Below are 12,961 nucleotides of genomic sequence, written 5' to 3' on the forward strand. Positions count from 1 at the left end.
CCTTGCATTGCTGGAGAACCCCCGATGACCACGCCCCTTATCCTGCACCATTACCCATCGTCCCCCTTCTCGGAAAAGATCCGTCTGGCTCTGGGCTACAAGCAGCTGGCCTGGAAGTCCGTGATCATTCCCAGCATCGCGCCCAAGCCCGACGTGGTGGCCCTCACGGGCGGCTACCGCAAGACGCCGTTCCTGCAGATCGGCGCCGACATCTACTGCGACTCGGCCCTGATCTGCGACGTGCTCGAGCATGTGCAGCCCGAGCCGGTGCTCTACCCGCCGCACCTCAAGGGCGTGGCGCGCGTGTTCGCGCAGTGGGCCGACACCACGCTGTTCTGGGCCGCCATGGCCTACAACCTGCAGCCCAAGGGCGCGTCGGCCATGTTCGCCAACCTGCCCCCTGCCGCAGCGCAGGCCTTTGGCGAGGACCGCCGCGAGATGAGCGCCGGCATGCAGCGCCTGCGACCGGCCGATGCCACGGGGGCCTACCGCTCGTACCTGCGCCGCATCGCGCACATGGCCGAAGAGCATGACTTTCTGTTCGGCGCCGAGCCTTGCCTGGCCGACTTTGCCGCCTACCACCCGCTGTGGTTCACGCGCCAGTGCGTGCCGGTGATGGCTGACATCTTCAGCGCCACGCCCGCCGTGCTCGAATGGATGGACCGCGTGGCGGCGCTGGGCCACGGCCGCATGGAAAAGCTGAACTCCGAAGACGCCATCACCGTGGCTGCGGGGCTGCACCCACTGCCGCTGGCCGACGACCTGTTCCAGGACGACCACGGCATTGCCCTGGGCAACCTGGTGACGATTGCCGCCGAGAGCTTCGGCACCGAACCCACGGAGGGCGAGCTGATCGCCGCCACCCGCACCCGCTACACCCTGCGCCGCACCGACCCGCGTGCCGGCACGCTGCACGTGCACTTCCCCCGGATTGGCTACACATTGCGAAAGGCCGAGAAACCCACATGATCGACGACTTCAAAGGCAAGACGGCCGTTCTCACCGGCGCGGGCTCGGGCTTCGGCCTCGAATGCGCGCGCATCGGCGCGCGCCTGGGCATGAATTTGGTGCTGGTGGACGTGCAGCAGGACGCCCTCGACGCAGCCTCTGCCGAGGCGCAAGATGCTGGAGCCCAGGTGCTGGCGCGCAAGGTGGACGTGTCCGACGCCGCGCAGATGGAGCAACTGGCGGTGGATGTGGAGCAGCGCTTCGGCGCGCCGCACCTGGTTTTCAACAACGCCGGCGTGGGCGCGGGCGGTCTGGTGTGGGAGAACTCCCTGAAGGACTGGGAATGGGTGCTGGGCGTGAACCTCTGGGGTGTGGTGCACGGTGTGCGCCTGTTCACCCCCATGATGCTCGCCGCCGCCAAGAAAGACCCGGCCTGGCGCGGCCACATCGTCAACACGGCCAGCATGGCCGGCCTGCTCGATGCGCCCAATATGGGCATCTACAACGTGAGCAAGCACGCGGTGGTGAGCCTGTCCGAAACCCTGTACCAGGACCTGGCCCTGGTGACCGACCAGGTCAGCGCCAGCGTGCTGTGCCCCTTCTTCGTGCCCACCGGCATCGCCCAGAGCCACCGCAACCGCCCCGGCGAACTGCCGGCCGGCAAGCCCACCCGCAGCCAGCTCATTGGCCAGGCCATGAGCGACAAGGCCGTGGGCAGCGGCAAGGTGACGGCGGCCGAAGTGGCGCAAAAGGTGTTCGACGCGGCTGCGGCCGGCCAGTTCTACATCTACAGCCACCCCAAGGCGATTGCCTCGGTGCAGACGCGCATGGAAGACATCATGCTGGGGCGCAACCCCACCGATCCCTTCGCGGGCAAGCCCGAGATCGGCGAGCAACTCAAGGCCGCCTTGCGTGCAGACTGAAAAACGCGGGCCTGCAGTGGCCCAGGGCTTCGCGCTGTTTGCCACGGCGGTGGGGCACTGCGGCCTGGCCTGGAATGGCCCCCTGCTGGTCGGTGTGCAACTGCCCGAGGACGCGGGCGAGGCGCACACCCGTGCGCGCATGCAGCGGCGCTTTCCGGGCGCGCCCGAGTCGGCCATGCCACCCGAAGTGGCCACCTGGGCGGCCCGCGTGGTGGCTTTGCTCGCAGGCGCGCACGACGATCTGCTCGACGTGCCCTTGGCCACCGAGGGCGTACCGCCCTTCAATGCGCGCGTGTACGAACTGGCCCGGCGCATACCGCCCGGCAAGACCATGACCTATGGCGAAATGGCCGCCGCGCTCGGCGAACCCGGCGCCGCACGCGCCGTGGGCCAGGCGCTGGGCCACAACCCGTTTGCGCCGGTGGTGCCCTGCCACCGCATCCTCGCCGCAGGCGGCAAGACCGGCGGCTTCTCGGCTGGCGGGGGTGCCGCCACCAAGATGCGCATGCTGGAGATCGAGGGCGCGTTTGCCCACGACACGCTGGCTTTGTTCGCGCCGCGCCACTAACCCCGTTTCTTCAACAGAGCCGACCCGCCGCTCGCCATGGCCAGCTCGTGCGTGGTGTTCAAGAGGGCCGGGCCCAGGGCCTGCATGCGCTCAGGCGTCAGGCGCACCAGCGGGCCGGCAATCGTCACCACCCCGATCACCGTGCCGTTGCCCCGGCGGATGGGCGCGGCCATGGCCGTCATGGCCGGCGCGAACACCTCCACGATGGTGCTGAAACCCTGCTGGCGCGCCGTGCGCAGGTAGGCCAGCAGCGCCTTCACCGTGGTGGGCGCGTTCGGGCCATAGTCCTCGGGCTGGCCAAAGCCCTGGCGCGCAACCAGGGCCAGCGCCTCCTCGTCGCTCATGGTGGACAGCCAGGCATGGCCGGCCGAGCTGCATGAGAGGTTGACCGACAGGCCCATGTCCGGGTCGTAGCGCAGGCCGCGCATGGCCCCCTGCGCCTTGGCCACGAAGGTCAGTTCGTCCCCATCGACCACCGCCAGGCGCACCAGCTCCCCGGATTCGGCGGCCAGCCGGTCCAGCAGCGGCTGGGCGATGTCCACCACGCCCGTGGCGCTCAGAAAGCCCAGGCCCAGCGACACCAGCTTGATGGTCAGCATGTAGTTGCCCTGGCTGTGGTCCTGGCGCACATAGCCACAGCGCACCAGCTCGGCCAGCAGGCGGTGGGTGGCGCTCAGCGGCATGTCGAGCTCCGAGGCCAGGCTCGACAGGGCCTTGCCCTCGGGGTGCGGGGCCAGGTGCTCCAGGACTTTGAAACTGCGCTCGAGGATGCTGCTCATGGCGGGTCTCTTTCGGTGATCGTCTTTGTACTGTCGTCAATGTACCAAAAATTGTTAAAGGGTTTCTACTATGGAAAGTGTTTCCACTTTTTAACTACCATCAATCCCCATGGCGCAACCGGTCTTCCGGCTGCATGTCCCTGGTTCGACTTTTGATGGAGATGTCCCGTGAAAAAAACTGCTTGCATCCTGGCGGCCGCCGGCCTGTCCCTGTTGATGGCGCTGCCCGCCGCCGCTCAGCAGGAGCGCGTGATCCGCTTCGGCCACCTGAACAACGCCGACCATCCCGTGAGCTTTGGCGTCAAGCGCTTTGGCGAGCTGCTGGCCGCCAAGAGCGGCGGCAAGATGAAGGTCATGGAGTTCCCGGCTTCGCAACTGGGCAACGAGATGCAGCAGCAGTCGGCCCTGCAGGGCGGCGTGCAGCAGATGTCGGCACCGGCCACCACCTCGCTGGCCGGCATCGTCAAGGAATTCGGGCTGGTGGACTTTCCGTTCGCCGTGGCCAGCTTCGCCCAGGCCGATGCGCTGCTCGACGGCCCACTGGGCCAGGCGCTGATCGCCAAGCTGCCCGAAAAGGGCCTGGTCGCCCTGGGTTACTGGGACCTGGGCTTTCGCAACGTGACCAACAGCAAGCGTGCCATCACCAAGGCAGATGACTTCGACGGCCTCAAATTGCGCGTGATCCCCAACCCCGTGTTCCTGGAGACCTTCAAGGCCTTCAAGGCCAACCCCGTGCCCATGCCGTTTGCCGAGCTCTATGGCGCGCTGGAAGCCAAGGCGGTCGATGGCCAGGAGAACCCCTATGCGGTGATCCTGTCGAACAAGATGTTCGAGGTGCAGAAGTACGTGAGCGCCACCAACCACGTCTATGCCGCCAACATCGTGCTGGTGAGCAAGAAGTTCTGGGACCAGCTCACGCCCGCCGAACAGAAGATGATGAACGACGCCGCCAACGAGGCGCGCGGCTACCAGCGCCAGGTGAGCCGCGCCGCGGCCCAGAAGTCGGTGGGCGACCTGCAGGCCAAGGGCATGGCCTACAACGAGATCGCACCCGCCGAACTGGCGCGCATGCAGCAGATCGCCAAGCCGGTGATCGAGAAGTTCGCGGCCACCTACGACCCGGCCATCGTGAAGCTCTACAACGACGAACTGGCCCGCATCCGCAAGTAAGACATTCGGCGCGAACACCCATGAAAATCCTCGTCCTCCACGGCCCCAACCTGAACCTGTTCGGGCGCCGCGAACCCCACATCTACGGCACCACCACGCTGGCGCAGATCAACGAGCGCCTGCAGACGCTCGCAACCGAGCTCGGCGTGGAACTCGACATCCTGCAGTCCAACCACGAAGGCGCGTTGATCGACTTCCTGCACGAGCACATCGACGCGGCGCAGGGCGCGCTCGTGAACCCTGCGGGCCTCACACAGCATGGTGTGCCGCTGCACGACGCGATCAAGGCCATGCCCTTCCCGGTGATCGAGGTGCACATGTCCAACATCGCCGCGCGCGAGGCCTGGCGCGCGCATTCGATCATCTCGCCAGCGGTCAAGGCCACGGTGCAGGGCTTTGGCCCGCATTCCTACCTGGCAGCGCTGCGCTCGCTGGTGGAAAGCCTGCGCGAAGCCGCCCAGACGGCCTGAGTCCCGTTCCGCCATCACAGGAAATACAACATGAATCGATGGATGGACCGCGCCTGCCGCGTGCTGGAGGCGGTGATTGCCGCCATGCTGGCGCTGATGGTGGTGCTGGTGTTCGGCAACGTGGTGCTGCGCTATGGCTTCAACTCCGGCATCACCGTGTCGGAAGAAGTGTCGCGCTGGCTTTTCATCTGGATGACCTTCCTCGGGGCCATCGTCGCACTGCGCGAGCATGGCCACCTGGGGGTGGACATGGTGGTGCAGCGCCTGCCCGCGCTGGGCAAGAAGATCTGCCTGGCGCTGGGCCGCATGGTGATGCTCTACATCGTCTGGCTGCTGTTCCAGGGCAGCCTGGCGCAGGCGCGCATCAACTGGGACGTGACGGCTCCGACCACGGGCGCGTCCATGGCGATCGTCTACAGCGCGGGCCTGGTGTTCGCGGTGTGCGCGGCGCTGATCCTCGCCATCGACCTGTACAGGTTGCTCAGCGGCCAGATCGCCGACGAGGACCTGGTCATGGTGCAGGAGTCCGAAGAAGCCGTGCAGCTGCAGCAGATCCTGGGCTCTGCGGGGACCGATGCGCCGCGCGGCAAGGAGGGCGCGCGATGACCATCTTCGTCTTTGTCGGATCGCTGCTGCTGGCCATGGCCATGGGCATCCCGATCGCGTTCTCGCTGCTGGCCAGCGGCGTGGCGCTGATGTGGCACCTGGACCTGTTCGACGCGCAGATTCTGGCGCAGAACCTGATCGGCGGGGCCGACAGCTTTCCGCTGCTGGCCGTGCCCTTCTTCATGCTGGCGGGCGAGATCATGAACGTGGGCGGCCTGTCGCGCCGCATCGTGGACTTCGCGCTGGCCCTGGTGGGCCACGTCAAGGGCGGCCTGGGCTACGTGACCATCATGGCCGGCTGCCTGCTGTCGGCCCTGTCGGGCTCGGCCGTGGCCGATGCCGCCGCGCTCACGGCGCTGCTCTTGCCCATGATGGTCAAGGCCGGCCACGACAAGTCGCGTGCCGGCGGGCTGATCGCGGCCACCGGCGTCATCGGCCCGGTGATCCCGCCGAGCATCGGCCTGGTGATCTTCGGGGTGGCGGCCAATGTGTCGATCTCCAAGCTGTTCCTGGCGGCCATCGTGCCGGGCATCCTGATCGGTGCCGCGCTGTGGCTGACCTGGGCCTTCCTGGTGCGGCGCGAGAAGATCGTGCCGCCGCCGCGCAAGTCGGCCGCAGAGATCCTCACGGCCCTGCGCAAGGCCCTCTGGGCGTTGATGCTGCCGGTGATCATCCTCGTGGGCCTGCGCATGGGGGTGTTCACGCCCACCGAGGCGGCCGTGGTGGCGGCGGTGTACGCGCTCTTCGTCTCGGCGGTGATCTACCGCGAGATAAGCTGGCGCGACCTGTACGGCATCTTCGTCGCTGCGGCCAAGACCAGCGCCATCGTGATGTTCCTGATCGCGGCCGCCATGGTGAGCGCCTGGCTCATCACCGTGGCCGACCTGCCGTCCAAGGTGGTGGGGCTGCTGCAGCCCTTCATGGACAACAAGATTTTGCTGATGGCGGCCATCATGGTGCTGGTGATGGCGGTGGGGACCGCGATGGACATGACGCCCACCATCCTGATCCTCACCCCCGTGCTGATGCCGGTGGTGAATGCGGCGGGGATCGACCCGGTCTACTTCGGCGTGATGTTCATCATCAACAACTCCATCGGCCTCGTGACGCCGCCCGTGGGCACGGTGCTCAACGTGGTCGCGGGGGTGGGCAGGATGTCGATGGACGACGTGACCAAGGGCGTGGTGCCCTTCATGATCGCGGAGTTCGCCATCATGTTCATGATGGTGCTGTTCCCGTGGTTGGTGACCTGGCCGGCCAAGCTCTTCCACGGATGAGGTTCATGGCATCAGTCGGTAACCCACCGCAGTTTCCGTCAGCAGGTGGCGCGGCTGGGCCGGGTCGGGTTCGAGCTTCTGGCGCAGGTGGCCCATGTAGATGCGCAGGTAGTGGCTCTGCTCGGTGTGCGAAGGGCCCCACACCTCGCGCAGCAACTGGCGGTGGGTGAGCACGCGCCCGGCGTTGGCCACCAGCACCGACAGCAGCCGGTACTCGATGGGCGTGAGGTGTACCTCCTGCCCGGCACGCCGTACCAGGCGCGCCTTGCGGTCCACGGCCACCTCGCCGAAGCTGAAGGTGGTGTCCTCCTCTTCGGACGTCCCCGTGGCGCGTGGCCGGCGCAGGTTGGCGCGCACGCGCGCCATGAGCTCGCCCACGCCGAAGGGCTTAGTCAGGTAGTCGTCGGCACCGGCGTCCAGCGCGGCGATCTTGTCGGCCTCGTCGATGCGCGCCGACAGCACGATCACCGCCACGGTGGACCACTGGCGGACGTCGCGGATCAGCGTGAGGCCGTCGCCGTCCGGCAGGCCCAGGTCCAGCACCAGCAGGTCGGGCTTGCGCGTGCCGGCCTCGGTCAGGCCGCGCTGCAGGGTGTCGGCCTCGTGCACCTGCCAGCCCTCGGCTTCGAGCGCACCGCGCACGAAGCGGCGGATCTGGGGCTCGTCTTCGATCACGACGGCAACGGGGGCTAGGCTGGCCATGCGGGGGCTTCTTTCAGGGGTGGAGGAGGCCTGCGGGGCAGGCGCAGCATGAATTCTGCCCCACCGCCATCGGCATTGCGGGCTTCGATCTGGCCCTGGTGGGCATCCACGATGGCCTTGCAGATGGCCAGGCCCAGGCCCACGCCCGGCGTGGCCGATTCGGCCTGCCCGCGCGTGAACTTCTCGAACAGCAGGGCGGCATCGCCCTGCATGCCCTGCGGCAGGCCGGGGCCGTGGTCGCGCACGCTCAGCACCAGGGCCTCGGGTTGCGCATGGGCCTGTACGCTGATGGGTGGGGCACCGTATTTGGCCGCGTTCTCCAGCAGGTTCACGAGCACGCGCTCGATCAGCACGGCGTCGAACTCCACCAGGGGCAGGTCGGCCGGGATGCGTGCCTGCACCTCGCGCCCTGCGAGGGCCGGGCCGGAGGCACGGATGGCGCTGCCCACCACTTCTTCCGTGGACTGCCAGTCCATGCGCAGGTGCACGGCACCGCTTTGCAGGCGTGCCATCTCCAGGAGGTTGTTGACCAGGGTGTTGAGCTCGCGCGACTGCGCCACCATGGCGGCGGCGGCGCTGGCCTGGTGCGCGGGCAGGGGCGGCATGGCGTCGCGCAGCGACTCGGCCAGGCCGATCAGGCTGGTCAACGGCGTGCGCACGTCGTGCGATATCGCCGCGAGCAGGGCATTGCGCAGCCGCTCGGACTCCATCTCCACCACGGCGCCCTGCGCCACCTCCACGTAGTGCACGCGCTCCAGCGCAATCGCGATCTGGCGCGCCAGGGTATCGAGCTGCTTGGCCTGTTCGGGGATCAGCAGCCAGCGCGGCTGGGCGGGTTGGAGCGCCAGCACGCCGCGCACGCGCATCGGTGCCTGCAGCGGAACGTAGTGCCAGCTGTGCGCGGCCAGCGTGGTCGTGGCCAGGCCCGCGGGCTGGGCATTGCGCATGCACCAGTCCGCGACGGAGGCATCGAAGCCTTCGGGCGCGGGGTCGGGCAGCACCAACTGGTCGCGTGCATCGGTGGGCAGCACCACGGCCTGACCGCCGAAGTTGCGTTCGGTGGCGGTGCGGCCCAGCTCCACCACCTGCGAGGCCATGAGCGCGGCCGACAGGTCGCGCGTGAGCTCAAACAGCGATTGCGCACGCTGCTCGCGGCTGGCCGCGATGCGCGCCTGGAAGCGCAGCCCCGCCGTGAGCTGCCCGATGAGCAGGCCCACGGCCAGCATGACGGCGAAGGTGAAGAAATACTGCACATCGCTCACGGCGAACGAAAACCGCGGCGGCACGAAGAACAGGTCGAACGCCGCCACGTTGAGCACGGCCGAGAGTGCGGCCGGCCCGCGCCCCTGGCGCACGGCGACCAGCACCACCCCCATGAGGAACAGCATGACGATGTTGGCCAGCTCGAAATAGCCATGCAAAGGCGCTGCCAGTGCCGTGGCCATCACACTGGCGGCCACGGCCCAGGCATAGCGTCGCCAGCCTGGCTGCAGGCCGGCGTCAGGCTCTTCGCCGTCTGCCTGGCGCAGGGTCTGGGCAAGGCGCCGGGTGCTCGGGGTGTGGCCCACCTCCATCACGTCCAGGGCCGGCGCCAGGGTGGCCAGCTTCTGGGTCATGCCCACCTGCCACGGCCAGCGGCGGCGCGCTTCGGCGCGGCGGCCCACGATCAGGGTCGCGCAGTTGAGCGCCTGGGCATGCGCCACCAGGGCTGCGGGCAGGTCATGCCCGGTGAGCACGGCGGTCTGCGCGCCCAGGTCGCCTGCGAGCTGCAGCACGGCCAGGATGCGGTCGCGCTCGGCCGCAGCCAGGCGCTGCAGGCGCGGCGTTTCCACATAGGCCGCATGCCAGCGCACGTTGAGCTGGCCCGCCAGCCGCGCGGCCGTGCGCACCGTCTGCTCGGCGCCCGCCTGCGGACCGATGCAGGCGAGGATGGCGCCATCGGTGTTCCATGCCGGGGTGATGGACTGCTCGATGCGGTAGCTGCGCACATCGTCCTCGACATGCTCGGCCGTGCGCCGCAGCGCCATCTCGCGCAGCGCGATCAGGTTGCCCTTGCGAAAGAAGTTCTGCGCCGCGCGCTCAGCCTGGGGCGCCAGGTAGACCTTGCCGGCCTTCAGGCGCAGCAGCAGCTCGTCGGGCGTCACGTCCACCAGCACCACCTCGTCGGCGCTGTCGAGCACGGTGTCGGGCACGGTCTCGTGCACGCGGATGCCGGTGATGGCGCCCACCACGCCGTTCAGGCTTTCGAGGTGCTGCACGTTGAGCGTGGTCCAGACGTCGATGCCGGCGTCCAGCAGCTCGCGCACGTCCTGCCAGCGCTTGGGGTGGCGTGAGCCTTCCACATTGGAGTGGGCGAGTTCGTCCACCAGCAGCACCGCAGGCTTTGCTGCCAGCGCGGCATCCAGGTCGAACTCGGGCAGGGTGCGGTCCCGGTACGGCACTTCGCGCGGTGGCAGGCGCGGCAGGCCTTGGAGCAGCTCGGCTGTCTCGCTGCGGCCATGCGTTTCCACCACACCGGCGAGCACCTGGGTGCCTGCGCGGTGGGCGCGCTGGGCGGCGCTGAGCATGGCGTAGGTCTTGCCCACGCCGGCATTGGCGCCAAAGTACACGCGCAGCCGGCCGCTCGCCGCCTGCTGGGCGTCGCGCTGGATACTTTCCAGGAGTTCGTCGGGGTCGGGTCGGCTGTCGCTGTGCAAGGCCATCAAGGTTCCTGGGATGTGTTTGTGGGCGGCCGCCTGCCGCGTGGCCGGCGTGCCACCAGCAGCCAGGCCAGCGCCAGCGGGACCAGCAGCACGGCCACTGCGCACAGCGCAGCGAGCACATCATTGCCTGCCATGGCTCAGCGCAATGCGTCCAGCGCCAGGTTCAACTGCAGCACGTTGATGCGCGCTTCGCCCACGAAACCCAGCCATGGTAGCTCTACCTGTGATTCCACGAGGGCCGCCACCTTGTCGGCGCTCACGCCCTTGGCCGTAGCCACGCGTGCCACCTGGTAGCGTGCGGCGGCGGGGCTGATGTGAGGATCGAGCCCGCTGGCCGAGGCGGTGACCAGGTCCACGGGCACCGGCGCGGTGTTGCCGGGGTCGGCTTCGCGCAGGGCGGCGATGCGGGCGCTGACGGCGTCCTTGAGCGCCGGGTTCAGCGGCCCCTGGTTGGAGCCACCCGAGGCACTGGCGTTGTAGGGCATGGGCGCGGTGGCCGAGGGCCGGCCCCAGAAATGCCCGGGTGCGGTGAAGTTCTGGCCGATGAGCTCGGAACCCACGGCCGCGCCATTTTTCACTACCAGGCTGCCATTGGCCTGGTGCGGGAAGGCGGCTTGCGCAATGCCGGTGACGACCATCGGGTAGATCACGCCCGTCGCCAGCGTGAGCGCGGCGAACAGGACCAGAGTGGGGCGAAGAATATTGTTCATGGAGAAATGTCCTTGGGTGTTCAGACCAGGCCCATGGCCGAGAGCAGCAGGTCGATGGCCTTGATGCCGATGAAGGGCACGATGAGCCCGCCCAGCCCGTAGATGGCCAGGTTGCGGCGCAGCAAGGCAGCGGCCCCCACGGCGCGGTAGCGCACACCCTTGAGCGCCAGCGGAATCAGAAACACGATGACCAGGGCGTTGAAGATCACGGCGGCCAGGATGGCCGACTGCGGGCTGGTCAGCTGCATCACGTTGAGCGCCGCCAGTTGTGGGTAGGTGCTCACGAAGATCGCCGGGATGATGGCGAAGTACTTGGCCACGTCGTTGGCGATGGAGAAGGTGGTGAGCGAGCCGCGCGTCATGAGCAGTGCCTTGCCGGTCTCCACCACTTCCAAGAGCTTGGTGGGGTTGGAGTCCAGGTCCACCATGTTGCCGGCCTCCTTCGCGGCCTGCGTGCCCGAGCCCATGGCCACGGCCACGTCGGCCTGGGCCAGGGCGGGTGCGTCGTTGGTGCCGTCGCCGGTCATGGCCACCAGCCGGCCTTCGGCCTGGTACTGGCGGATCAGCGCCAGCTTGGCCTCGGGCGTGGCCTCGGCGAGGAAGTCGTCCACGCCGGCCTCGGCGGCAATGGCGGCGGCCGTGAGCTTGTTGTCGCCGGTCACCATCACGGTCTTGATGCCCATGCGGCGCAGCTGCGCAAAGCGCTCGCGGATGCCGGTCTTGACGATGTCCTTGAGTTCCACCACGCCCAGCACCCGGCTGCCGTCGGCCACGGCCAGCGGCGTGCTGCCGCGGCGTGCCACCTCGTCGGCGGCGCGCAGCACCTCGGCGGGCATGTGGGCGCCCAGGGCCTCCACATGGCGGCGCACGGCGTCCACCGCGCCCTTGCGCAGCTGGCGCACGCTGCCGTCCACCTGGGCGATGTCCACCCCGCTCATGCGCGTCTGGGCCGTGAAGGCAACCGGGGTGACACTGCCGGCCGGCGCATCCACCGTGCCGCTGGCCTGCACCAGCGCCACGATGCTGCGGCCCTCGGGCGTTTCGTCAGCGGCGGATGCCTGGGCCGCGCAGGTGCCCAGCTGGGCCTGCGTGACGCCCGGTGCGGGCAGCAGGGCGCTGGCCTGGCGGTTGCCGTGGGTGATGGTGCCGGTCTTGTCCAGCAGCAGCACGTCCACGTCGCCCGCGGCCTCCACGGCGCGGCCCGAAGTGGCGATCACGTTGGCCTGCATCATGCGGCTCATGCCGGCCACGCCCACGGCCGACAGCAGGCCGCCGATGGTGGTCGGGATCAGGCACACCAGCAGCGACACCAGGGCCGTGAGGCTCACCACGGTGCCGGCCTGGGCGGCCTTCACGCTGTAGAGCGAGTAGGGCAGCAGGGTGACCGTGACCACCAGGAAAACGATGGTCAGCGCCACCAGCAGGATGTTGAGCGCAATCTCGTTGGGCGTCTTCTGGCGCTTGGCGCCCTCGACCATGCTGATCATGCGGTCCAGGAACGAATCCCCGGGGTTCACGGCCACGCGCACCACCAGCCAGTCCGACAGCACGCGCGTGCCGCCGGTGACCGAGGAGAAGTCGCCGCCCGATTCGCGCACCACGGGAGCCGACTCGCCGGTGATGGCCGATTCGTCCACCGAGGCCACGCCTTCGATGACCTCGCCGTCCATGGGCACCATGTCGCCGGCCTCGACCAGCACCACGTCGCCCTTGCGCAGGTTCTCGGCCTGCTCGGGCAGCCAGGTGCCGCCGTGGCGGGGTTCCTTGAGCTTCTTGGCCCAGTTGCTTTTCTTGAGCGTGCGCAGCGACGCGGCCTGGGCCTTGCTGCGACCTTCGGCCAGGGCCTCGGCGAAGTTGGCGAAGAGCACGGTGAACCACAGCCACACGGCCACCGCGAGCACGAAGCCGGCGCCCTGGTCACCCTGGCCACCCAGGGCGTTGAGCCACAGCAGCGTGGTCAGGATGCTGCCGATGTAGACCACGAACATCACCGGGTTGCGCCATTGCACGCGCGGGTTGAGCTTGGTGAAGGCGGCACGCAGGGCGGGCAGCACGAGGGCCTTGTCCATCAAGGCCAGGGCAGGGGTTGCTTGCATGGCAGGGGTA

The 12,961-nt window shown here is 68.4% G+C and carries 13 protein-coding genes; 7 read left to right on the forward strand and 6 right to left on the reverse strand.

The genetic code is table 11. From position 1 onward, the window contains the following. Positions 1-24 precede the first annotated feature (24 nt). Genes ACSQ3Y_RS12205 through ACSQ3Y_RS12215 form a run of 3 tightly spaced genes read left to right on the forward strand, consistent with a single transcriptional unit; the run spans position 25 to position 2,439 of the window. Complete coding sequence (locus tag ACSQ3Y_RS12205; RefSeq protein ID WP_436177436.1) at positions 25-969, forward strand: glutathione S-transferase family protein; 945 nt, start codon at positions 25-27, stop codon at positions 967-969. Beyond that, positions 966-1,871 (forward strand): SDR family oxidoreductase, encoded by a 906-nt coding sequence (locus ACSQ3Y_RS12210; protein ID WP_057205984.1) that lies wholly within the window; start codon positions 966-968, stop codon positions 1,869-1,871. Before ACSQ3Y_RS12205 ends, ACSQ3Y_RS12210 begins: the two co-directional genes overlap by 4 nt. Beyond that, complete coding sequence (locus tag ACSQ3Y_RS12215; RefSeq protein ID WP_436177437.1) at positions 1,861-2,439, forward strand: methylated-DNA--[protein]-cysteine S-methyltransferase; 579 nt, start codon at positions 1,861-1,863, stop codon at positions 2,437-2,439. Before ACSQ3Y_RS12210 ends, ACSQ3Y_RS12215 begins: the two co-directional genes overlap by 11 nt. Here ACSQ3Y_RS12215 and ACSQ3Y_RS12220 read toward each other — a convergent pair. Next, the gene (locus ACSQ3Y_RS12220; protein ID WP_057205988.1) at positions 2,436-3,218 is read right to left on the reverse strand and encodes an IclR family transcriptional regulator; all 783 of its coding nucleotides are present in this window, start codon (positions 3,216-3,218) and stop codon (positions 2,436-2,438) included. The two genes, ACSQ3Y_RS12215 and ACSQ3Y_RS12220, sit on opposite strands and share 4 nt — an antisense overlap. Positions 3,219-3,434: 216 nt before the next feature. On the opposite strand from ACSQ3Y_RS12220, the gene ACSQ3Y_RS12225 reads away from it, so the two are divergent. From ACSQ3Y_RS12225 to ACSQ3Y_RS12240, 4 genes are read left to right on the forward strand one after another with little or no spacing between them, the layout of a single operon-like run. Next, positions 3,435-4,388 (forward strand): TRAP transporter substrate-binding protein, encoded by a 954-nt coding sequence (locus ACSQ3Y_RS12225; RefSeq protein WP_057205990.1) that lies wholly within the window; start codon positions 3,435-3,437, stop codon positions 4,386-4,388. Positions 4,389-4,408: 20 nt separating this feature from the next. Further along, positions 4,409-4,858, forward strand: a complete 450-nt coding sequence (locus tag ACSQ3Y_RS12230; protein ID WP_057205991.1) for a type II 3-dehydroquinate dehydratase — start codon at positions 4,409-4,411, stop codon at positions 4,856-4,858. 30 nt (positions 4,859-4,888) lie between these two features. Continuing rightward, on the forward strand, positions 4,889-5,464 hold the full coding sequence (locus ACSQ3Y_RS12235) for a TRAP transporter small permease (RefSeq protein WP_436177438.1): 576 nt from the start codon (positions 4,889-4,891) through the stop codon (positions 5,462-5,464). Then, a complete protein-coding gene (locus ACSQ3Y_RS12240) occupies positions 5,461-6,741 on the forward strand; it encodes a TRAP transporter large permease (protein WP_436177439.1) in 1,281 nt (426 codons plus the stop codon). Before ACSQ3Y_RS12235 ends, ACSQ3Y_RS12240 begins: the two co-directional genes overlap by 4 nt. Before the next feature lie 3 nt (positions 6,742-6,744). Here ACSQ3Y_RS12240 and kdpE read toward each other — a convergent pair whose 3' ends face one another. From kdpE to kdpB, 5 genes are read right to left on the reverse strand one after another with little or no spacing between them, the layout of a single operon-like run. Then, entirely contained in the window at positions 6,745-7,443 is a 699-nt protein-coding gene (gene kdpE / locus ACSQ3Y_RS12245; RefSeq protein WP_057269486.1) for a two-component system response regulator KdpE, read from the reverse strand. After that, positions 7,431-10,145: a DUF4118 domain-containing protein gene (locus tag ACSQ3Y_RS12250; RefSeq protein WP_200961175.1), complete on the reverse strand. Its 2,715-nt coding sequence runs from the start codon at positions 10,143-10,145 to the stop codon at positions 7,431-7,433. Before ACSQ3Y_RS12250 ends, kdpE begins: the two co-directional genes overlap by 13 nt. Then, entirely contained in the window at positions 10,145-10,279 is a 135-nt protein-coding gene (locus ACSQ3Y_RS12255; protein ID WP_436177440.1) for a hypothetical protein, read from the reverse strand. Before ACSQ3Y_RS12255 ends, ACSQ3Y_RS12250 begins: the two co-directional genes overlap by 1 nt. A 3-nt stretch (positions 10,280-10,282) precedes the next feature. Then, the gene (gene kdpC, locus ACSQ3Y_RS12260; RefSeq protein ID WP_057206001.1) at positions 10,283-10,855 is read right to left on the reverse strand and encodes a potassium-transporting ATPase subunit KdpC; all 573 of its coding nucleotides are present in this window, start codon (positions 10,853-10,855) and stop codon (positions 10,283-10,285) included. A 20-nt stretch (positions 10,856-10,875) separates the two neighbouring features. Continuing rightward, complete coding sequence (gene kdpB, locus ACSQ3Y_RS12265) at positions 10,876-12,951, reverse strand: potassium-transporting ATPase subunit KdpB (RefSeq protein WP_436177441.1); 2,076 nt, start codon at positions 12,949-12,951, stop codon at positions 10,876-10,878. Positions 12,952-12,961 lie beyond the last annotated feature (10 nt).

This window comes from Acidovorax sp. LjRoot66, assembly GCF_964253305.1.
Taxonomy (GTDB): Bacteria; Pseudomonadota; Gammaproteobacteria; order Burkholderiales; family Burkholderiaceae_C; genus Acidovorax.